Here is a 20,384-nt window from a genome sequence, read left to right on the forward strand (position 1 = left end):
GAAAGGATTCTTTCATGGCCACCGTCAAGGTCGATAACAGCAACTTCCGCACCGATGTGCTCGAGGCCAAGGAGCCCGTCGTGGTCGATTTCTGGGCTGAGTGGTGCGGTCCCTGCAAGATGATCGGCCCGTCGCTGGAAGAGATCGCCACCGAGCTCAGCGGCAAGGTCAAGGTCGCCAAGCTGAACATCGACGAGAATCCGGAACTCGCCGCGCAGTTCGGCGTGCGCTCCATCCCGACGCTGATGATTTTCAAGGGCGGTGAAGTGGCCGACATCAAGGTGGGGGCGGCGCCCAAGACCGCGCTGTCGCACTGGATCGGCGGCGCCGTCGCCTGAACCGCCGCCTGCTTTTTTGAAAGGCCCGGCCGCTGCGCCGGGCCTTTTCTTTTGCCCGCCGTCGGGTCATGACTGCGCCATGAGTGGCGACGACATCATCATCTCGGCGGAAGCGGTCATCCGGCCGGACGACCTGACAGAAAGCTTCGTGCGCGCCTCCGGGCCGGGCGGCCAGAACGTCAACAAGGTGGCGACGGCCGTGCAGCTGCGCTTCGACGCGGCGAACGCGCCCGGCCTGTCCGAACGGGTCAGGGCGCGCGTCATCCGGCTGGCCGGCCAGCGTGCCACCAAGGACGGCGTCGTCGTCATCGAGGCCGACCGTTTCCGCACGCAGGAGCGTAACCGCGCCGACGCCCGCGAACGATTGACGGCGCTGGTCGCCCGCGCCGCCGAGCCGCCACCGCCACCGCGCAAGAAGACGAAGCCGTCCAGGGGCGCGGTGGAGCGTCGGCTGAAGGAAAAGGCCGGCCGCTCGAACGTCAAGAAGCTGCGCGGCAGGGTGGAGAGAGACTGACGCAACGGCAGGGCGAAGCCGCTTTCAATTCCAGCGTGCAGATGCCAAAATCGTCGCCGGAGCGGGCATTGAAGCAGGAATTGCGCAGGAGGCGTGCATGGGACTTTTTGATTTCGTCAAAGGCGTCGGCGAGAAGCTCGGCTTCGGCGATGATGACGACGACGCGGCGAAAGCCGAGGCACTCAAGAAGGAGCTGGATTCCCATAAGCTCGGTACCGACGCCGTACAGGTCGAGGTCAAGGGCGATACGGCGGTCCTCAAGGGCGACGTCAAGGACCAGTCGATCTTCGAGAAGGCGGTGATCGCCGTCGGCAATACGCTCGGCGTCTCCAAGGTGCAGGCTGATGAGTTGAAGGTCGGCGACGCGGCCGCGCCGGCCAAGGCGCCGGTATTCTACACCGTCAAGAAGGGCGACAACCTGTGGAAGATCGCGGAGGCTGAGTACGGCAAGGGCAAGGGCGCCAAGAACACGCTGATCTTCGAGGCCAACAAGCCGATGCTCAAGCATCCCGACAAGATCTACCCCGGCCAGGTGCTGCGCATTCCCGAGCTTCCCGCCGCCTGAAGGCATCGATCGCTTGCAGAAATGGAACGGCGGCTTTCGGGTCGCCGTTTTCCGTTGAAAGGAGCAGAAAGGGCCGATCCTGCAGGAATATCCGCCATGACCGCACCGCCTGAAGGCTTTCGCCACCTCCCCGGCCATTTTCCGCCGGACGCGCAGGCCTCCCTGCTGGAGGCCGTCCGCGCCGTGGTGGCTCGGGCGCCGCTTTACGTGCCGACGCTGCCGCGCAGCGGCAAGGAGATGAGCGTGCGCATGACCAATTGCGGTGCGCTCGGCTGGGTCACCGACGCCGCGCGCGGCTATCGCTATCAGGCGACGCATCCCGTCACCGGCGAGCCATGGCCGTCGATCCCCGGCATTCTGCTCGATCTGTGGGCGGAGGTTTCGGGCTATCCACACCCGCCCGAGGCCTGCCTGATCAATTTCTATTCGGCGACGGCGAAGATGGGCCAGCACCAGGACCGCGACGAAACGGATTTCGCAGCCCCTGTCGTCTCCGTGTCGCTGGGCGACGATTGCCTCTTCCGCATCGGTGGCACGAAACGCACGGACTCCACCGTCTCGCTCCGGCTTCGCTCGGGCGACGTGGCGGTGCTCGGCGGGGAAAGCCGGCTGGCCTTCCACGGCGTCGACCGCATCTATCCCGACACCTCGACGCTGCTGAAGAACGGCGGCCGCATCAACCTGACGCTCCGGCGCGTGACAAAACCCTGAAACGCGAACCGAAGCCTACAGCTTGCGCAGCGCCACTTCCTCGACCAGATGGTCGGCGCCCTTGCGCAGGATGAGGTCGGCGCGCGGCCGCGTCGGCAAAATGTTCTCGCGCAGGTTCTTCAGGTTGATGTTGGTCCACAGCCCTTCGGCGATGGCGCGCGCAGCACTTTCGGAAAGCTGCGAATAGCGGTGGAAGAAGGATTCCGGGTTGCGGAAGGCCGTTTCGCGCAGCCGCATGAAGCGGGAAATGTACCAGTCGTGGATCAGCTTCTCGTCGGCATCGATATAGATGGAGAAGTCGAAGAAATCCGACAGGAACGGCACGAACTTGCCGTCGGCCGGCAGTTTGCCGGGCAGGAGCACGTTGATGCCCTCGAAGATCAGGATATCGGGGCGGTCGATGGTGGCGAACGATCCCGGCAGGACGTCGTAGGTGAGGTGCGAATAGAGCGGTGCCTGAACGTCGCGCTGGCCGGACTTGATGCCGGAGAGGAAGCGCAGCAGCGCGCCGATATCGTAGCTTTCGGGAAAGCCCTTGCGCTCCATCAGGTTTTCGCGCCGCAGCACCTCGTTGGGCAACAGGAAGCCGTCGGTGGTGACCAGGTCGACCTTCGGGCTGGAGGGCCAGCGCGCCAGAAGTTCCTTCAGCACGCGTGCGGTGGTCGATTTGCCGACAGCGACGGAGCCGGCGACGCCGATGATGTAGGGCGTCTTGACCACGCTCTGCTTGTTGAAGAACAGCTGCCGCTGGCGAAACAGCAGCTGGCTCGCCTCGACATGCGCCGACAACAGCCGCGACATGGACAGATAGATGCGCTTGACCTCTTCGAGGTCGACCGGGTCGTTCAGCGAGCGCAGGCGGTCGATCTCGTCCTCGCTCAGCGTCAGCGGCGTATCGGCGCGGAATGCGGCCCATTCGCGCGCCGAAAAGAAAAGATAGGGAGAATACTTCTCGGTGGGTGCAAGCTGATCCAACAGGGTCCCCTTCTTTCCTGCCGAGGCGGCTTCAATCCTTGCGCGAAGCCTTTTCCGCCAAGCCGGAACGGCCGGTGCGGCGCTCCAGTTCGGTCAGCACGTCGTCCAGCTTGACACCAGCTATGCCAAGCACCACCAGCCAATGATAAAGGAGATCGGCGCTTTCCGAAACGACGCCTTTGGTATCGCCCCTCACGGCGGCGATCACCGTCTCGACCGCCTCCTCGCCGAGCTTCTGGGCGGCCTTGTCGATACCTTTGGAAAAGAGCTTCGCCGTCCATGAGTCGGGATCGCCCGAGCGGGCGCGCTCGGCGATGGTCTTTTCCAGGTCGGACAGCGTAAAACCGGTCATGACGGCGGTTTACGGCGCGGCGGCGGCCGAGTCGAGTCGCATCGGCAGGCCGGCATCCGCCATATGCCGCTTGGCCTGCATGACCGTATAGGTGCCGAAGTGGAAGATCGAGGCGGCCAGCACCGCTGCCGCATGGCCGTCGCGGATGCCCGCCACCAGATCGTCCAGCGTGCCGACGCCGCCCGAAGCGATGACCGGAACATGCACGGCATCCGCCACCGCGCGGGTCAGCTGAATGTCGTAGCCCGCCTTGGTGCCGTCGCGGTCCATCGAGGTGAGCAGGATCTCGCCGGCGCCGAGGTTGACGACATGCTGAGCGAAGGCGACCGCGTCGATGCCGGTCCTCTCGCGCCCGCCATGGGTGAAGATTTCCCAGCGATCCGACTCGCCGGCACCGGACACCTTCTTGGCGTCGATGGCGACGACGATGCATTGGTCGCCGAACTTGTCGGCCGCTTCCGCCACGAAGTCCGGGTTCTTCACCGCCGCCGTGTTGATCGACACCTTGTCGGCGCCGGCCAGCAGCAGCCGGCGGATGTCGCTCACCTGGCGCACCCCTCCGCCCACCGTCAGCGGCATGAAGCACTGCTCGGCGGTGCGGGCGATCACGTCGAAGATCGTCTCGCGATTGTCGGACGAGGCGGTGATGTCGAGGAAGCAGAGCTCGTCGGCACCGGCCGCGTCATAAGCCCTGGCCGCCTCCACCGGGTCGCCGGCATCGACCAGGTCGACGAAGTTGACGCCCTTGACGACGCGGCCGCCCTTGACGTCGAGGCAGGGGATGACACGGGCCTTGAGGGTCACAGGGCGGCCTCTTTTTTCGTTTGCGTGTCCTCGCCGCTGCGCGGCTGCGGGCATCGCCGGCCGCCTTTGACGTAGAGGCAGGGAATGACGCGGGCCTTGAGCATCAGATGCGTTCCATCGCGGCGAGAAAATCGACCAGGAGCCGCCCGACCACCGGCGGCACCTCGCCCTTGGCGTCGAAGGCTGGATCGTAGGCGGTGATCGTCACGCCGGTCACCGGGACTGCGCGCGCCAGCGCCGAGACGGCCTGGCGCACGTCCTGCGGGGAAGGGCCGCCCGGTGCGGCATAGCGGTTGGCCTGCAACGTGTCCGAATTGTGCACGTCGAGGTCGATATGAAGATGGGTGCGTTCCGCGCCGGCCGCTTTCAGCCTTTCCGCCTTTTCCGGCAGGTCGGCGCAGCTGGCGCGGATGACCGGCAGGTCCTCCAGCAGCTTCTTTTCGGTCGTGTCGAGATCGCGCGCGCCGACCAGCATGCAGCGCCACGGGTCGATGGCGCTGAAGCCCGGAATGGCGTTGGCGATGGTTCGCCAGCACAGGCCGAGCACCGTCGCCAGCGCCATGCCGTCGAGGAAGCCGGTGGCCGAGGTTTCCGGCGTGTTGATGTCGCCGTGCTGGTCGAACCAGACGATGGAATCGGAGCCTTCGCCGGCGATCGCTCCGGCCGCCGTCAGGCAGTTGCCGGCGAGCACGATGGGGAACCGCCCTTCCGCCCGCGCAATGCCGATGGCGCGCGAGACGGCGTCGCAGACGGCGAAGCCGGCGGTGATCTCGCGCAGGTCCTCGTCTTCTATTTTGTCGATCTCGATCACCTCGGCCTCGTGGCCGTGCAGCGCCAGCTCGTCCACCAGCCCGCCGGTGATGATGGCGTCCGGCCCCTGTCCGAAGCCGGCATGGTAGTGGCCGCTGTCATAGGGCGCGAGGATGAGAGCAAGCTTCATCGGCTGACCTCCACGGCGGCTCCCCGCAGCACGTCCAGCGCTTCCGCCGGATCGATGCGGCCGTCATAGAGCGCGCGGCCGGAAATCGCGCCTTCGAGACGGGCGGCGTCCGACATGGTCATGCGCACGATGTCGGCGATGGAGGCGAGGCCGCCCGAGGCGATGACGGGGATGGAAACGGCCTCGGCAAGGTCGATGGTGGCATCCCAGTTGATGCCGGAAAGCACGCCGTCGCGGTCGATGTCGGTATAGACGATCGCCGCCACGCCGGCGCCCTCGAATTTTTGCGCCAGTTCGATAACGCCCAATTCGGACGCCTCCGCCCAGCCCTCCACCGCGACCTTGCCGCCCTTGGCGTCGATGCCGACGGCGACTTTTCCCGGATAAAGCCGGCAGGCTTGCCTGACCAGATCGGGGTCGCGCACCGCCGCCGTGCCGAGGATGACGCGGGCGAGCCCCTTGTCCAGCCAGCTCTCGATATGGGCCAGCGTGCGGATGCCGCCGCCGAGTTGCACCGGGTTCTTCGTCGCCTTGAGGATCGCCTCGACCGCCGCGCCGTTGACGCTCTGTCCCTCGAAAGCGCCGTTGAGATCGACCACGTGTAGCCACTCGAATCCCTGAGCCTCGAAGGCTCTGGCCTGCGCCGCCGGGTCGGCGTTGTAAACGGTGGCGGTCGCCATGTCGCCGAGCTTCAGGCGCACGCACTGGCCGTCCTTGAGGTCGATGGCGGGGAAGAGGATCATCCGCTCAGGCGCCTTCGACGATGACGATGCGCGCTTCCGAGGCGGGGAGGCGATATTTCAACGCCTCCTGGTATTCGGGCGACTGGTAGCAGGCCAACGCCGTCTCGTATGACTCGAACTCGATGATGACGTGTCTGTTGCCGGTCGGCCCCTCCGGGTTGGAATACTGCCCGGATCGGACGAGAAAACGAGCGCCGTATTTGGAGAAGGCGGTGGCGTTGGCCTCGATGTATTTCTTGTAGGTGTCGGGGTCGCGCACATCGACCATCGCCATCCAGTAACCCTTCTTGCCCATGCTCGCTCCTATGGTTTCCACCGCAGAAAATTGGCGATGAGGGCCAGGCCGAGCGCCTGGCTCTTTTCGGGATGGAACTGCGTGCCGACGCGGTTTTCGTGAGCCACGGCGGCCGTCACCGGCCCACCATAGTCGGTGACGGCGAGCACCTCGCCCGCGTGTCTCGCCGCCAGATGGTAGGAATGAACGAAATAGGCGTGCAGCCCGCCCTCGCCAGTCGCGATGCCGTCGAAAAGCGGATGCTCGCGCCTCAATTCGATGGTATTCCAGCCGATCTGCGGCACTTTCAGCGCCGGGTCGGCGAGCTCGATCAGTTTCACGTCGCCGCCGACCCAGCCGAAGCCCTGCGTCACCGTCTTTTCCAGCCCGCGTTCCGACATCAGCTGCATGCCGACGCAGATGCCGAGGAACGGCCTGGCCTTCGGCCCGGTCGCTTCCTCGATCGCTTCCCACATGCCCGGAACGGCATGCAGCCCGGCGGCGCAGTCGGCATAGGCGCCAACGCCCGGCAAGACGATGCGGTCGGCCGTACGGACCCGCTCGGCGTCCGCCGTAAGTTCGATTTCGGCCGCGATGCCGGCCTCGCGCGCGGCGCGCTCGAACGCCTTGGTGGCCGAGCGCAAATTGCCGGAACCGTAGTCGATGATGGCGACGCGCATGTCAGACCCGTCCCGGATTGTGCGACAGGCCGAGCGCCATGCCGGTGTGGATCGGCCGCGCGCGCGCCGCATCCGGCACGAGCGCCGGCGCCTGCGGCTCCGGTTGGGCTTCCAACGTCGCCGCATAGCGGATTTCGCCGTCGGCCAGCCCTTGCGCCTCGACCACGCCGCTCTCGCGCCAGCCGCGCCGCCGCAGCGCCGCGATCTTCAAGCCCTGCCCCTCCAGCCCGACGAAGAGCGAGACGAGCAGGGTCAAAAGCGATCCGGCAAGGCCGAGGCCGGCCGTTTCGCTCAGCGCCGAAAGCAGGCCGAGCACGATGAAAGCCAGCAGCGCTTCGACCCACAGCCGGTGCCACAGCAGCCACAGCGGCGAAAAGAAGAAGGCGAGCCACGAAAAACCGTCGCGCACCAGGATGGCCTCGCCGTTGCCGGCCCGGCCCGGAGGCTCCATGACGACATAGGAGGCCATGGCTACCCTTTCAGCGAGCCCTTGGTGGAGGGCACGGCGTCGGGCTGGCGCGGGTCGCGCTCGACGGCGGTGCGCAGCGCCCGCGCCACGGCCTTGAAGCAGGTCTCGGCGATATGGTGGTTGTTGGCGCCGTAGCGGTTGTTGACGTGCAGGGTGATGCCGGCGTGCTGCGCGAAGGCCTGGAAGAATTCGCGCACCAGTTCGGTGTCGAAGGTGCCGATCTTCGGCGCCGAGAAGGCGACGTTCCAGACAAGGAACGGCCGGCCGGACACGTCGATGGCGGCCGCCGTCAGCGTCTCGTCCATGGCGAGGTCGATCGAGGCATAGCGCATGATGCCGCGCCTTTCGCCGAGCGCCTTGGAAAGCGCCTGGCCGAGCGCGATACCGGTGTCCTCCACCGTGTGGTGGTCGTCGATATGCAGGTCGCCCTTGGCCTCCACCGTCATGTCGATCAGCGAATGCCGGCAGAGCTGGTCGAGCATATGGTCGAAGAAGCCGACGCCGGTGGCGATGTCGGCCTTGCCGGTGCCGTCGACATGAACGGACACGGAAATCTCGGTTTCCTTGGTCTTGCGGCTGACTTCGGCGGAACGGGCGGCCATTGTCTATCCCTGGACCCTGATGCTGTAACGCGAGCCTTCTAGCAGCATGATCCCGCGATGACCAGTTGGAGCATAGCCGACAATTGTATGTCGCGGTTTGGAACCGATCGGCAAGCCGGGTATTGTATTTTCATGCTCGACCACACCGGCATCGTCGTAACCGATCTCACGAAGGCGCGCCGCTTCTACGACGCGATCGCCGAAGCTCTCGGTCTCGCCACGAAAACCAATAGCGAGCAATCGTTTCTGTTCGGCCGCAGCGCCGAGGAGCCGATCCCGTATCTGTGGATCGGGACCTTGCGTCCGTCCTACTGGGTGGAAGGTTCGCGCGCCGGGCTGAACCAGATGCACATCGCTTTCATCGCTGACAGCAAACAGATGGTCGATGCCTTTTACGATGCTGCTCTGAAGGCTGGCGGGCGCGACAACGGCCCGCCCGGCCCTCGCGAGGGAGCCGGCGACTACTATGGCGCTTTCGTCCTTGATCCGGACGGCAACAACCTGGAAGCCTGCGTGCGCGGGCCGGCGGCGCGCTGATCTGTTTTTCGACAAGGTGCTGCCCTTGCGACGACCGTTTGCAAAGGGCTCTCCGTTGCATACATAGTGACCAACCCAACTCGTACCGCGCGGCTGCCTGAGCGGGGCCGCGCGAATCGGAGCAAGACATGGCAAACGAATTGAGCATGCACGCCACGACCATCGTGACGGTGCGCAAGGGCGGCAAGGTGGTCATCGCCGGCGACGGCCAGGTGAGCCTTGGCCAGACCATCATGAAGGGCAACGCCAGAAAAGTGCGCCGCATCGGCAAGGGCGGCTCTGTCATTGCCGGATTCGCCGGCGCCACCGCCGACGCCTTCACCCTGCTGGAGCGGCTGGAAGGCAAGCTGGAGCAATATCCCGACCAATTGATGCGGGCATCCGTCGAACTCGCCAAGGACTGGCGCACCGACCGCTACCTGCGGCGTCTGGAAGCGATGATGCTGGTGGCCGACAAGAACGTCTCGCTGGCTCTCACCGGCAACGGCGACGTGCTGGAGCCGGAACAGGGCGTCATGGCCATCGGCTCGGGCGGCAATTACGCGCTGGCCGCGGCCCGCGCGCTCATCGACACCGACAAGGACGCCGAGGAGATCGCCCGCAAAGCCATGCAGATCGCGTCCGACATCTGCGTCTACACCAACAACAACTTCGTCGTCGAAACGATCGATGGCGCCGCGTAACGACGCGCCGCGCTACGTCTTCCGGCCGGTGAGCGAGGCGGACCTGCCGCGCATCGCCGGCTGGCTGGCCGAGCCGCACGTCGCTGCCTGGTGGGACGAACCGGAAACCGAGATCGCCGCCATCCGCGACCATATCGACAGCGTTTCGGTCGAACCGCTGATCGTCGAGCTTTCCGGCAAGCCGATCGCCTACCTGCAAAGCTACGATCCGCATCTGGAAGACGACCATCCCTATGCCGACCAACCCTTCGGTACGCTGGGCATCGACCTCACCATCGGGCCGCCGGAGATGGTCGGTATCGGCCATGGCTCGGCCATCGTCAGGCAATTCGTCGAAGAGCTTTTCGACGAGGGGGCGCCGCGCGTCGTCATCGACCCGCATCCGGATAATGCGCGTGCCATCCGCGCCTATGAAAAGGCCGGTTTTCGCGAGATCGGACGGCGGTCGTCGGTCTATGGCGATGTGGTGCTGATGGCGGTGGATGAAGACGGGGACGATGAATGACGCTTCCGACGGAACGCAGTGAAGACACCGCGCCATCCGCGATGGCGTGGCAGCTCGGCCTGATCGTCGCGGCCATCGTCGTCGGCCTGCAGGCGCTGGCGCTCTACATCGAGGGCCATCCGGCGATCTGCACCTGCGGCTACGTCAAGCTGTGGCACGGTGTCGTCGTCAGTTCGGAAAACTCCCAGCACATTTCCGACTGGTACACACCCTCGCACATCATCCACGGCTTCCTGTTCTATGCGCTGGCGCACTGGCTGTTCCCGAAGCGGTCGATCTGGTTCAGGCTGGCCTTCGCGCTGCTGATCGAGGGCGGCTGGGAAGTGCTGGAAAACAGCCCCTTCATCATCGACCGCTACCGCGCCGGCACCATCTCGCTCGACTATTACGGCGATTCCATCCTGAATTCCGTCTGCGATACGCTGGCGATGGTGCTGGGCTTTGCGATGGCCAGAACGCTTCCTATATGGCTGGTCGTGGCCGTCGCGCTCTTCTTCGAGATCGGCACCGGCTATGTCATCCGGGACAACCTGACGCTGAACGTGATCATGCTGCTGCATCCGTTCGACGCAATCAAGCAGTGGCAAAGTGCAATTCCCAGATAGGGAAATCGGGTTTTTGTGACATGAGCAATTTTTCCCCCCGCGAGATCGTTTCCGAACTCGACCGCTTCATCATCGGCCAGAAGGACGCTAAGCGCGCCGTGGCCATCGCCCTGCGCAACCGCTGGCGCCGCCAGCAGCTTGAAGGCCAGATGCGCGAGGAGGTGATGCCGAAGAACATCCTGATGATCGGCCCGACCGGTGTCGGCAAGACCGAGATTTCGCGCCGTCTCGCAAAGCTCGCCAGCGCGCCCTTCGTCAAGGTCGAGGCGACCAAGTTCACCGAGGTCGGCTATGTCGGCCGCGACGTCGAGCAGATCGTGCGCGACCTCGTTGAGATCGCCATCACCTTGCAGCGCGAGAAGATGCGCGAGGACGTCAAGGCGCGCGCCCACATCAACGCCGAGGAGCGCGTGCTGGAGGCGCTGGTCGGCAAGACAGCGAGCCCCGCCACCCGCGATTCCTTCCGCAAGAAGCTGCGCGACGGCGAACTGGACGACAAGGAGATCGAGGTCGAGGTGGCTGACACCGGCACCGGCGGCATGCCCGGCTTCGAGATCCCCGGCATGCCCGGCGCCAACATCGGCGTCTTGAACATCAACGACATGCTGTCGAAAGCGATGGGCGGCAAGCGCACCAAGACGCGCAAGACGACGGTAAAGGAAAGCTACGACATCCTGATCCAGGACGAATCCGACAAGCTGCTCGACCAGGACGAGGTGGTGCGGCGCGCACTGGAATCGGCCGAGAACGACGGCATCGTCTTCATCGACGAGATCGACAAGATCGCCGCCCGTTCCGACATCTCAGGCGGGCCATCGCGCGAAGGCGTGCAGCGCGACCTGCTGCCGCTGGTCGAAGGCACAACGGTGGCGACCAAGTATGGGTCGATCAAGACCGACCACATCCTGTTCATCGCCTCGGGCGCTTTCCACGTCTCCAAGCCGTCCGACCTTTTGCCGGAATTGCAGGGCCGCCTGCCGATCCGCGTCGAACTGCGCGCGCTAGAGAAGGCGGATTTCGTCCGCATCCTCACCGAGACGGAAGCCAGCCTGATCAAGCAGTACATCGCGCTGATGGCGACCGAGGGCGTGACGCTGGACATCACCGACGACGCCATCGATTCCCTGGCCGGCATCGCCGTTGACCTGAACGCTACCGTCGAAAATATCGGCGCCCGACGCCTGCAGACGGTGATGGAACGGGTGCTGGACGAGATTTCCTTCGACGCCGCCGACCGCAACGGCACGACGGTGAAGATCGACGCCGACTATGTGCAGAAGCATGTCGGCGACCTGTCGAGGAACACAGACCTGTCGCGGTTTATTCTGTAGACGGCTTTCTGCCCTCCCTTTGTGTCGGGAGGGCAGAAAGCCTGGTGTGGCGAAATGGAAGCATTGCGGCGCCTTTTGGCGTCGCCCGCGACGGAAGCCTCGACTTCGCCACCCGCGCCCCCTAGTTTGCGCCCATCGACACCTTGGGCGGCGCATGAAGAAGTTTTTCCTTCCCTTGTTCCTTGCTGTTTTCGCGGCAGGCATCGTTGCCGCCAGCGCCGCAACCCTTGTGCCTCCGGGCAACCGCAATGCCGAGCAGCCGCCCATTCCCGGCGCTTCCACCCATCGCACGCAGGCGACCAACACCACCTTCCAGGCCAAGTACCGCAAGGTCTATGCGCTGCTCGCCAACGACGCCAAGCTGCGCGGCAAGATCAAGCAGGCAGCGGCCACCTATGGCATCAGCCCGCTGCACATAGCCGGCGCCATCGTCGGCGAGCACACTTATAACGTCGACGCTTACGACCGCCTGCAGACCTACTATGTCAAGGCGATCTCCTACCTCTCCTCCAGGCTCACTTTCGCCTATGGCGGGGAGGACATTTCCGATTTCGTGCGGCGGCCGCAATTCGCCCCCTGCGCCGGCAAGAGCGACAGCTATGCGCTGTGGACCTGCCGCGAGAGGGTGTGGAACAGTGCTTTCCGCGGCAAGACGGTGGGTGGCACAAGCTTCCCCGACAATCGTTTCGGTGCCGTTTTCTTCCAGCCCTATTATGCCGGCCAGACCTTCGGTCTCGGCCAGCTCAACCCGCTCACCGCCTTGCAGATGAGCGACCTGGTCCATAAGGTATCCGGCCTGCCGAGGCTCGACGTCGGCGATCCGAACCAGGTCTACAAGACCATCATGGATCCCGACCTGACGCTGAACTACGTCGCGGCAACGCTGAAGAAGTCGATCGACGCCTACAGGACCATCGCTGGCTTCGACATCTCGCAGAATCCCGGCATCACCGCCACGCTCTACAATGTCGGCAATCCGGACCAGCGCGCCTACGCGCTGAAGGCGGAAAACGACAAGCGCCGCGCCGCCGGCGAGCCGGAAAAGCTGCCGGAGGAGAACTATTATGGCTGGCTGGTCAACGACAAGCTGACGGAGCTGCAGGCGCTGTTCTGAGAAATCGCGGCGCGGCCTAGGGCGAGGCTTGACGCTCGATCGCAGAATGGAATAAACATTTCATAGAAAGAGCGTATCGCTCTTTCATTCCATTCTGTGGAGGAAGACGTCATGACGGTTCGTTTCGGCCTGCTGGGCGCCGGCCGCATCGGCAAGGTGCACGCGCGCGCCGTCGGCTCCAACCCGCAGGCAAAGCTGGTCGCCGTCGCGGACGCCTTCGACAAGGCTGCGAAGGAGATTTCGGCAACCTACGGCGCCGAGGTGCGTTCCATCGAGGAAATTGAGAAGGCGAAGGATGTCGACGCCGTCGTCATCTGCACGCCGACCGATACCCATGCCGACCTGATCGAGCGCTTCGCCAGGGCCGGCAAGGCGATCTTCTGCGAGAAGCCGATCGACCTCGACGTCAAGCGCGTGGCGAAGTGCCTAGCCACTGTGGAGAAGACCAAGGCCACGCTGATGGTCGGTTTCAACCGTCGCTTCGATCCGCATTTCGCGGCGGTGAAGAAGGCAATCGACGACGGCGCCATCGGCAAGGTCGAGATGGCGACGATCACCTCGCGCGATCCCGGCGCGCCACCGGTGGACTACATCAGGCGCTCGGGCGGCATTTTTCGCGATATGACCATCCACGATTTCGACATGGCCCGTTTCCTGCTCGGCGAGGAGCCGGTTTCGGTATCTGCCCATGCGTCCGTTCTGGTGGACAGGAAAATCGGCGAGGCGGGCGACTACGATTCCGTCTCCGTCATTCTCGAGACGGCATCCGGCCGGCAGGCGCTCATCTCCAATTCGCGCCGCGCCACCTACGGCTACGACCAGCGCATCGAGGTGCACGGTTCGAAGGGCATGGTGGCGGCGGAGAACCAGCGGCCGGTGTCGATCGAACTTGCCAACGACAAGGGCTACACCCGCCCGCCGCTGCACGATTTCTTCATGACCCGCTACATCGATGCCTATGCCAACGAGATTTCGGCTTTCATCGCCGCTTTGGCGAAGGGAACGAAGCCGTCGCCGAGCGGCGCCGACGGATTGGCGGCGCTCAAACTGGCGGACGCCGCGCTGAAATCGGTGAAAACGGGCAAGAGCGTCGCCGTTCAATGACGCATTGGCGCGTGACAAACGCCGCCATTTCGGTTATCTGACCGGTATGATCCACCTGACCGCCACGTTCTGGTACTTTAGCTACGGCAGCTCGCTGGCGGCGGGAGGATTGCGCTCGATCTGAAGATTGCAGCATCAAAATCCGAACAGCCGCCAGACCTGGCGGCTTTTTTGTTTCAGCCGGCGGGTCTCCAAATCAGGAGCGGAAAGCCGTGTTGACCACCACAGACGACCTTCGGGTCACCGAACTCAAGGAACTGAGCACGCCTGAAGAGGTGATGCACGAGATACCGCGCACGCTGACGGCGACGCGCACCGTCTCCGCGTCGCGCAACGCCATTCACGACGTGCTGGCGGGTAAAGACGACAGGCTGATCGTCGTCGTCGGGCCATGTTCCATTCACGATCCGGCCGCGGCCGTCGACTATGCCAGCCGTCTGGCGGCGCTGCGCGACAGTCTGTCGGACCGGCTCGAGATCGTGATGCGCGTCTATTTCGAAAAGCCGCGCACGACGGTGGGCTGGAAGGGCCTCATCAACGATCCCGACATCGACGGCAGTTTCGACATCGACAAGGGGCTGCGGCTGGCGCGCAATGTGCTCGCCGCCGTCAACAATCTCGGCCTGCCGGCGGCGACCGAGTTCCTCGACATGACGACGCCGCAATACATTGCCGACCTCGTCAGCTGGGGCGCCATCGGCGCGCGCACGACGGAAAGCCAGATCCACCGCGAGCTGGCGTCCGGCCTGTCGTGTCCCGTCGGTTTCAAGAACGGCACGGACGGCAACCTGCGCATCGCCGTCGACGCCGTGAAGTCGGCGGCCCAGCCGCACCATTTCATGGCGGTAACGAAGGCAGGCCGCAGCGCCATCGCCGCGACCGTCGGCAACGAGGATTGCCACGTCATCCTGCGCGGTGGCGTGACGCCCAATTATGACGCGGCGAGCGTCGAGGCGGCGAGCGCGCTGCTGCTTCGCGCCGGCCTGGCGCCTCGCCTGATGATCGACGTCAGCCACGCCAACAGCAACAAGAAGCCGGAAAACCAGCCGTCGGTCGCCGCCGAGGTGGCGGGTCAGGTCGCGGCCGGCGACGACCGCATCGTCGGTGTCATGATCGAGAGCAATCTGGTCGCCGGACGACAGGACGTCGTGCCGGGTAAGCCGCTGGTCTACGGTCAGAGCATCACCGACGGCTGCATCGATTGGGCGACGACGGAAGCTGTGCTTGAAAATCTCGCCGATGCGGTCCGGCTGCGCCGGCAGGCACATGGGACGGCGGCTTTGAGCAAGTCTGGGGCCGCCTGAGCTCAGACGGGAAGCGGCAACCGCCGCTTCCCGCCCGGCTCAGCGCACGTCCACCCAGCCGCCTTCTTGATGCGAGCGCGCCATGGCGTGCACTGTGCGCTCGATCTCCAGCCCTTCGTCGAAGCCGATCAGGCGCGCGCCGATGTCACCGCCGATGCGCGCGATCAGTTCGCGGCATTCGATGATCTTGAGGTCGTTGAAGCCGAGCCCATGGCCGGGCGCCGGCACGAAGCTGCTGTAGGGCTGGTGCTGCGGTCCGATCAGCACGGTGCGGAAACCTTGCTCCTCGGGCCGGTCGCTCGTCAGGTAGAGCTGAAATTCGTTGAAGCGCTCCTGGTCGAACAGGATGGTGCCTTCCGAGCCGAAGATCTGCACGCAAATGCGCCCCTTGCGGCCCCAGGCCGCGCGGTTGACCTGCAAGGTCGCCGACAGGCCGCTCTCCAGCCGCATCAGCACGCTGGCGATGTCCCATGTTTCGACAGCGCGTGCTTCGCCCGAAGCGGTGATACGCTCGGCATGAGGCTTCGCCATATCGCAGACGACGCGCGCGACGCGGCCGAACAGCACCGCAATCAGCGACAGCGGATGCACGGCGAAATCGTCCAGCGCGCCGTAGCCGGAAGCGGCGTCGTGCCGCCAGCCGAACGGTGCGTGCGGGTCGGCCATGAAATCCTCGTCCATCTCGATGCGGAGATGGTTGAGCGTGCCGATCCGCCCTTCCGCGAGCAGCGCGCCGATCTGCCGGATCGCCGGGCTCTGGATGTAGTTGTAGCCGAGTATGGCCACCGTGCCGGCCTTCCTGGCCGCCGCGGCCATCGCCTCGGCCTCGGCGAAGGTGGGCGCCATCGGCTTCTCGCACCAAAGGTGCTTGCCGGCCTCGAGTGCGGCGGTCGCCATTTCGGCGTGGAACTTGTTCGGTGTCGTCAGCGAGACGACGTCCACCCCCGGATCCTCGATCACCGCGCGCCAGTCGCCCGAGGCTTTCTCGAAGCCGAATTCGGCGGCGCGGGTGCGGGCGAGCTCGGCGTTCGCCTCGCCGAGATGCACCAGCCTCGGCCTGCCAGCCTCGGCGAAGACGCCGCCGACGGAGCGCCATGCGAGTGCGTGGCACTTGCCCATGAAGCCCGTGCCGATCAGGCCGACGCCGATATCCTTCATCTGTGCTTCCTTACCGGTGTCGGGTCGAGCTCACACCATGCCGCCGAGATCGTCGGACAGCAGTTGCAGTTCCTTGTCGCCGGCCATCAGGTTCTGCAATTCCTCGATGCCGATGGCCGCCTTCTCATAGGTGCCGAGCGTGCGGCCGCGGTTGAGCACGGTGAAAGTGTTGCCGACCGCATAGGCGTGGCGGACATTGTGGGTGATGAAGATGACGCCGAGCCCGCGCGCCCGCACCTGGTTGACGTAGTTCAGCACCATCGAGGTCTGCGCCACGCCGAGCGCCGAGGTCGGCTCGTCGAGGATCAGCACCTTGGCGCCGAAATAGACGGCGCGGGCGATCGCCACGCATTGCCGCTCGCCACCCGACAGCGTGCCGACCGCCTGGCTGGGGTCGCGCACGTCGATGCCGATCTTCTTCATCTCCTCGCGCGCCACGCGCTCGGCGAAGGCGAGGTCGAGGACCTTGAACGGGCCGACCCCGCGCATCGGCTCGCGGCCCATGAAGAAGTTGCGGGCGATGGAGGTCAGCGGCACCATCGCCAGGTCCTGGTAGACGGTGGCGATGCCGGCATCCAGCGCGTCGCGCGGCGTCGAGAACGACACCGGCCGGCCGTCGACGAGGAAGCTGCCGCTGGTCGGCTTGTGGACGCCCGACAGCGTCTTGATGAGGGTGGATTTGCCAGCGCCGTTGTCGCCCAGCAGGCAAAGCACCTCGCCCTTGCGCACCTTCATGGAAACGCCGTTGAGCGCCACGACGGGGCCGAAATGCTTGACCAGATCGCGCACCTCGATCAGCGGGGCATCCGTGGAGAGATTGACGGTGTCGTTCATGGCCCTCTCCCTCAGCGCTCGCCGGTGGCGCGGCGGCGGATGTAGCTGTTGAACAGCACGGCCGTCAGCAGCATCAGGCCGAGGAACACTTGGAACCAGTCGTTCGGCGCGCCGGTGAACAGGATGCCCATCTGTACCACGCCGAAGATCAGTGCGCCGAAGAAGGCGCCGACGACGGAGCCGTAGCCGCCGGTGAGCAGGCAGCCGCCGATGACGGCGGCGATGATCGCCTCGAATTCCTTCAGCACGCCGCGGTCGGCGGCGGCCGAGCCGAATTCCATGACCTGGCAGGTGGCGTAGACGGTGGCGCAGAAAGCGGTGACCATGAACAGGGTGATCTTCACCCGCGCCACCGGCACGCCGACATTGCGCGCCGCATTGGCATCGCCGCCGGCACCGAAGATCCAGTTGCCGAAGCGGGTCCGGGTGAGCACGATGTGGCCGACCAGCGCGATGACGAAAGCCCAGATCACCACGGCCGGAATGCCCTGAACCGAAGGCTGGCCGTTCGGCAGCGTGCCGATGATGCCCGCCTCCGCCATCCAGACGAACAGGCCGGGGAAGGCCTTGCCGGAAAACAGCGGCACGACGAACGAGTCGCCGGCGAAGTTCTTCACGCCCGAGACGATGGTGCGGTTGGCGAACAGGATGGAGAGCGCGATCGTCATGCCGCGCAGGATATAGAGCGAGGCCAGCGTGACGATGAAGGACGGCAGGCGGGTGCGCACCACGATCAGCCCGTTGAGAAAACCGATCAGCAACGCGCCGCAGAAGGCGAAGACCACGCTGATCTCGACCGGCCAGCCGAAATAGACGGTGGGGATGGCGATCATCATGCCAGCGAAGCCGATCATCGAGCCGACCGAAAGATCGAACTCGCCGCCGACCATCAGCAATGCCGCGCCTGTGGCGATGATGGTGAGCTGCGCCGTGACGGTGATCCAGTTCATGATGCCGTCGGCGGCGAACATGCCGGTGCCGTGCGCGGTGGCGCCGAAGAACAGGAAGACCAGGACGGTGCCGGCGATGGCTCCCAGTTCAGGCCGTGACAACAGCTTGCGCAGGCCGGATTGCTTTTGCAGGCGTTCGTCGGCGGGCCGTCCGGCAGCCGCGACGGTTGGGTTCTCGGCCATCGCAGTCTCCCCGTCAGAAGATGAAGTGGATGCGCGCGGCCGCTGGCTTTTGCCGGCCGCGCGCGTCTCGCCGTTGCCTAGCGGTATTCGCCCGCCAGCTTCTCGACCATCTCGATGTTCGCCTTGGTGACGAAGCCCGGCCCGGTGTTGACGTTGTTGGCCGGCAGCACGCCGTAGCGCTTGTATTCGGTCAGGAATATGACCGGCAGGTAGCCCTGCAGGTAGGGCTGCTGGTCGATGGCGGACTCCACGATGCCGTCCTTGATGCCCTGCGAGATGTCGGACGACAGGTCGAAGGTGATGAAGTTGTACTTCGACGTCTCGCCGGTGTCGCGCAGGAGCTTGATGGTCGGCTCGGCCGCGTTCGGGCCCAGCGTCAGGATGCCGTTGGTGCCCGGATGTGCGGTTAGGTACGCCTTGACCTTGTTGTAGACCCCCGTCGGGTCCTGGCCGGAATCGACCATGTGGTCGCCGAGCGGCACGCCGAGCCCGTCGGCATAGCCCTGGCAGCGCTCCACCGAGGCGGCGTTGGTGATGTAGTGGTTGACGCAGACGAAGTCGGTGACGCCCGCCGCCTTGGCGCGTTCGCCCGCACCCTTGCCGGCGTCGTATTCGGGCTGGCCGATATGCATCAGCGCGCCGAGCTGCTTGGACTGGTCGGCGGTGCCGGAATTGACGGTGATGACCGGGATGCCCTTGGCGATGGCGTCCTTGATGGCGCTCTGTAGCACGTCGAAGTCGGCGATGGTGGTGATGATGCCGTCAGGATTGGTGGCAGCCGCCTGCTGGATGATGCGCGCCATGTCGGCGATGTCGCCGGTCGGCGGGTTGCGGTAATCGACGGTGGACTTGGTGTCGGCGGCCGCGTTCTTCAGCGCGTTCTTGATGACGTTCCACCAGGAATCGGTGTCCGGCGCGTGGCTGACGAAGACGAAGTGCTCGCCGTCGGCATGTGCGGTGACGGCGCCGAGGCCGACCAGCAGCGGCACGGCGGCGACGGCCGCCGCCAGAAGTTTCTTCAACTGAGTTTTCATGATCTCCTCCCTAGAGATTGCCGTGAAAATTGGAATTTCTCTACCAAAGTATCACTTTTTGGATTATGTATTCCATTTTTTAGCGATACGTCAAGCGGATCGCGAGGAAATCGCGGGGAAGGGAATCGGCGGCTGTCGAAGCGCTCTTGCGCTGACCGGGCCGGGCATGATTTTCCTCAGGGAGACTGACTTTGGGCCGCGCGTTGCGGAAAGGAAAACGATGAGCGACGTGGAAACGATCAACGCCCCTCGCGACTTCGATTCGTTGCGCGCCGCGATCCTAGAGCGGCGCGACAGTCTGCCGAAACGCATCGCCCAGGTCGCCGCCTATGCGCTCGACAATCCCGACGATATCGCCTTCGGCACCGCCGCCTCCATCGCGACTTTGGCGGGCGTGCAGCCGTCGACCCTCGTGCGCTTCGCCCAGCAGCTCGGCTTCGACGGGTTCACCGCCATGCAGGGGGTGTTCCGCGAGCGGCTGCGCGAGCGCACCTCTTCCTACGACGAGCGGCTGTCGACGCTGCGCGCCAAGGCTGACGCAGGCGCCGGCCACCGTGCCGTCTTCGACGGCTTCGTGACGGCAGCGTCGACCTCGCTGGCCGATATCGCGCGCAGCATCGACGAGGCGCACCTGGAGCAGGCCGTCGATCTGCTGGCCGGGGCGGGCACGGTCTATATCCTCGCCAAGCGCCGCTCCTATCCGGTTGCCTCCTATCTCGCCTATGCGCTGGGCAAGCTGAAGATCCGCAGCCAGCTCATCGAATCGGCCGGCGGCCTGAATGCCGAGATGATCGGCTTCGCCACGCCGAAGGATGCCGCCATCGCCATTTCCTTCTCGCCTTACGCATCGGCCACCGTCGACGAGGCGCGCGCGATCGCCAGGCAGGGCGTGCCGGTCGTCGCCATCACCGACAGCGCCTTTTCGCCGCTGGCGCAGGTCGCCACTGTCTGGTTCGAGGTTGCGGAAGCCGATTTCGGCGGTTTCCGCTCGCTTTCGGCCACCATGGCGCTGGCCATGGCCATCGCGGTTTCGGTTGCGGAGAAGCGCCGCTTGCTCGGCGGCAAGCGATAGCAG

The 20,384-nt window shown here is 65.0% G+C and carries 26 protein-coding genes; 13 read left to right on the forward strand and 13 right to left on the reverse strand.

Annotated features, from left to right (window positions below; all coding sequences use genetic code 11):
- Positions 1 to 14 precede the first annotated feature (14 nt).
- From trxA to E6C48_RS03865, 4 genes are all read left to right on the forward strand, one after another.
- A complete protein-coding gene (gene trxA, locus E6C48_RS03850) occupies positions 15 to 338 on the forward strand; it encodes a thioredoxin (RefSeq protein ID WP_136354220.1) in 324 nt (107 codons plus the stop codon).
- Between the two features lie 79 nt (positions 339 to 417).
- Positions 418 to 852 carry an alternative ribosome rescue aminoacyl-tRNA hydrolase ArfB gene (gene arfB / locus E6C48_RS03855; protein WP_136354223.1) on the forward strand — a complete coding sequence of 145 codons (435 nt, stop codon included), beginning with the start codon at positions 418 to 420 and terminating at the stop codon, positions 850 to 852.
- A 97-nt stretch (positions 853 to 949) separates the two neighbouring features.
- On the forward strand, positions 950 to 1,417 hold the full coding sequence (gene lysM, locus E6C48_RS03860) for a peptidoglycan-binding protein LysM (protein ID WP_136354225.1): 468 nt from the start codon (positions 950 to 952) through the stop codon (positions 1,415 to 1,417).
- A 96-nt stretch (positions 1,418 to 1,513) separates the two neighbouring features.
- The gene (locus E6C48_RS03865; protein WP_136354227.1) at positions 1,514 to 2,128 is read left to right on the forward strand and encodes an alpha-ketoglutarate-dependent dioxygenase AlkB family protein; all 615 of its coding nucleotides are present in this window, start codon (positions 1,514 to 1,516) and stop codon (positions 2,126 to 2,128) included.
- Between the two features lie 15 nt (positions 2,129 to 2,143).
- Here E6C48_RS03865 and coaA read toward each other — a convergent pair whose 3' ends face one another.
- The 9 genes from coaA to hisB form a co-directional block, all read right to left on the reverse strand.
- Positions 2,144 to 3,103, reverse strand: coding sequence for a type I pantothenate kinase (gene coaA, locus E6C48_RS03870; protein WP_136354229.1), 960 nt, complete (start codon positions 3,101 to 3,103; stop codon positions 2,144 to 2,146).
- 31 nt (positions 3,104 to 3,134) lie between these two features.
- A complete protein-coding gene (locus E6C48_RS03875) occupies positions 3,135 to 3,455 on the reverse strand; it encodes a phosphoribosyl-ATP diphosphatase (RefSeq protein WP_136354231.1) in 321 nt (106 codons plus the stop codon).
- 9 nt (positions 3,456 to 3,464) lie between these two features.
- Positions 3,465 to 4,259: an imidazole glycerol phosphate synthase subunit HisF gene (gene hisF, locus E6C48_RS03880; RefSeq protein WP_168734443.1), complete on the reverse strand. Its 795-nt coding sequence runs from the start codon at positions 4,257 to 4,259 to the stop codon at positions 3,465 to 3,467.
- A gap of 103 nt (positions 4,260 to 4,362) precedes the next feature.
- On the reverse strand, positions 4,363 to 5,199 hold the full coding sequence (locus E6C48_RS03885; RefSeq protein ID WP_136354236.1) for an arginase family protein: 837 nt from the start codon (positions 5,197 to 5,199) through the stop codon (positions 4,363 to 4,365).
- Positions 5,196 to 5,942, reverse strand: a complete 747-nt coding sequence (hisA, locus tag E6C48_RS03890; protein WP_136354238.1) for a 1-(5-phosphoribosyl)-5-[(5-phosphoribosylamino)methylideneamino]imidazole-4-carboxamide isomerase — start codon at positions 5,940 to 5,942, stop codon at positions 5,196 to 5,198. The genes E6C48_RS03885 and hisA overlap by 4 nt, the downstream gene beginning before the upstream one ends.
- A gap of 4 nt (positions 5,943 to 5,946) precedes the next feature.
- Positions 5,947 to 6,237 carry a DUF1330 domain-containing protein gene (locus E6C48_RS03895; RefSeq protein WP_136354241.1) on the reverse strand — a complete coding sequence of 97 codons (291 nt, stop codon included), beginning with the start codon at positions 6,235 to 6,237 and terminating at the stop codon, positions 5,947 to 5,949.
- 8 nt (positions 6,238 to 6,245) lie between these two features.
- Positions 6,246 to 6,896 (reverse strand): imidazole glycerol phosphate synthase subunit HisH, encoded by a 651-nt coding sequence (gene hisH, locus E6C48_RS03900; RefSeq protein ID WP_136354243.1) that lies wholly within the window; start codon positions 6,894 to 6,896, stop codon positions 6,246 to 6,248.
- A gap of 1 nt (position 6,897) precedes the next feature.
- Positions 6,898 to 7,365: a DUF2628 domain-containing protein gene (locus E6C48_RS03905; RefSeq protein ID WP_136354245.1), complete on the reverse strand. Its 468-nt coding sequence runs from the start codon at positions 7,363 to 7,365 to the stop codon at positions 6,898 to 6,900.
- A gap of 2 nt (positions 7,366 to 7,367) precedes the next feature.
- Complete coding sequence (gene hisB / locus E6C48_RS03910; RefSeq protein ID WP_136354247.1) at positions 7,368 to 7,967, reverse strand: imidazoleglycerol-phosphate dehydratase HisB; 600 nt, start codon at positions 7,965 to 7,967, stop codon at positions 7,368 to 7,370.
- A 132-nt stretch (positions 7,968 to 8,099) separates the two neighbouring features.
- Here hisB and E6C48_RS03915 point away from each other — a divergent pair, with 132 nt between their 5' ends.
- From E6C48_RS03915 to E6C48_RS03950, 8 genes are all read left to right on the forward strand, one after another.
- Positions 8,100 to 8,504 carry a VOC family protein gene (locus E6C48_RS03915; RefSeq protein ID WP_136354249.1) on the forward strand — a complete coding sequence of 135 codons (405 nt, stop codon included), beginning with the start codon at positions 8,100 to 8,102 and terminating at the stop codon, positions 8,502 to 8,504.
- A 128-nt stretch (positions 8,505 to 8,632) separates the two neighbouring features.
- Entirely contained in the window at positions 8,633 to 9,187 is a 555-nt protein-coding gene (gene hslV, locus E6C48_RS03920; protein ID WP_136354251.1) for an ATP-dependent protease subunit HslV, read from the forward strand.
- Positions 9,174 to 9,692 carry a GNAT family N-acetyltransferase gene (locus tag E6C48_RS03925; RefSeq protein WP_136354253.1) on the forward strand — a complete coding sequence of 173 codons (519 nt, stop codon included), beginning with the start codon at positions 9,174 to 9,176 and terminating at the stop codon, positions 9,690 to 9,692. The genes hslV and E6C48_RS03925 overlap by 14 nt, the downstream gene beginning before the upstream one ends.
- Before the next feature lie 41 nt (positions 9,693 to 9,733).
- Positions 9,734 to 10,297 (forward strand): DUF2585 domain-containing protein, encoded by a 564-nt coding sequence (locus E6C48_RS03930; RefSeq protein ID WP_136354980.1) that lies wholly within the window; start codon positions 9,734 to 9,736, stop codon positions 10,295 to 10,297.
- Between the two features lie 20 nt (positions 10,298 to 10,317).
- A complete protein-coding gene (hslU, locus tag E6C48_RS03935) occupies positions 10,318 to 11,628 on the forward strand; it encodes an ATP-dependent protease ATPase subunit HslU (protein ID WP_136354255.1) in 1,311 nt (436 codons plus the stop codon).
- Positions 11,629 to 11,782: 154 nt separating this feature from the next.
- Positions 11,783 to 12,742 carry a DUF1402 family protein gene (locus tag E6C48_RS03940; protein ID WP_136354257.1) on the forward strand — a complete coding sequence of 320 codons (960 nt, stop codon included), beginning with the start codon at positions 11,783 to 11,785 and terminating at the stop codon, positions 12,740 to 12,742.
- Between the two features lie 111 nt (positions 12,743 to 12,853).
- The gene (gene iolG / locus E6C48_RS03945) at positions 12,854 to 13,846 is read left to right on the forward strand and encodes an inositol 2-dehydrogenase (RefSeq protein WP_136354259.1); all 993 of its coding nucleotides are present in this window, start codon (positions 12,854 to 12,856) and stop codon (positions 13,844 to 13,846) included.
- A 212-nt stretch (positions 13,847 to 14,058) separates the two neighbouring features.
- On the forward strand, positions 14,059 to 15,150 hold the full coding sequence (locus tag E6C48_RS03950; RefSeq protein WP_136354261.1) for a 3-deoxy-7-phosphoheptulonate synthase: 1,092 nt from the start codon (positions 14,059 to 14,061) through the stop codon (positions 15,148 to 15,150).
- A gap of 39 nt (positions 15,151 to 15,189) precedes the next feature.
- Here the strand turns inward: E6C48_RS03950 and E6C48_RS03955 are convergent, their stop codons facing one another.
- The 4 genes from E6C48_RS03955 to E6C48_RS03970 form a co-directional block, all read right to left on the reverse strand.
- On the reverse strand, positions 15,190 to 16,308 hold the full coding sequence (locus E6C48_RS03955; protein WP_136354263.1) for a Gfo/Idh/MocA family protein: 1,119 nt from the start codon (positions 16,306 to 16,308) through the stop codon (positions 15,190 to 15,192).
- Between the two features lie 30 nt (positions 16,309 to 16,338).
- The gene (locus E6C48_RS03960) at positions 16,339 to 17,142 is read right to left on the reverse strand and encodes an ATP-binding cassette domain-containing protein (RefSeq protein WP_136354265.1); all 804 of its coding nucleotides are present in this window, start codon (positions 17,140 to 17,142) and stop codon (positions 16,339 to 16,341) included.
- 11 nt (positions 17,143 to 17,153) lie between these two features.
- Positions 17,154 to 18,275: an ABC transporter permease gene (locus E6C48_RS03965; RefSeq protein ID WP_136354267.1), complete on the reverse strand. Its 1,122-nt coding sequence runs from the start codon at positions 18,273 to 18,275 to the stop codon at positions 17,154 to 17,156.
- A 77-nt stretch (positions 18,276 to 18,352) separates the two neighbouring features.
- Complete coding sequence (locus E6C48_RS03970; RefSeq protein ID WP_136354269.1) at positions 18,353 to 19,309, reverse strand: sugar ABC transporter substrate-binding protein; 957 nt, start codon at positions 19,307 to 19,309, stop codon at positions 18,353 to 18,355.
- A gap of 220 nt (positions 19,310 to 19,529) precedes the next feature.
- On the opposite strand from E6C48_RS03970, the gene E6C48_RS03975 reads away from it, so the two are divergent.
- Positions 19,530 to 20,381, forward strand: a complete 852-nt coding sequence (locus E6C48_RS03975) for a MurR/RpiR family transcriptional regulator (RefSeq protein WP_136354271.1) — start codon at positions 19,530 to 19,532, stop codon at positions 20,379 to 20,381.
- The last annotated feature ends 3 nt before the right edge of the window (positions 20,382 to 20,384 follow it).

This window comes from Ollibium composti (genome assembly GCF_004801285.1).
In the GTDB taxonomy this organism is placed as follows: Bacteria; Pseudomonadota; Alphaproteobacteria; order Rhizobiales; family Rhizobiaceae; genus Mesorhizobium; species Mesorhizobium composti.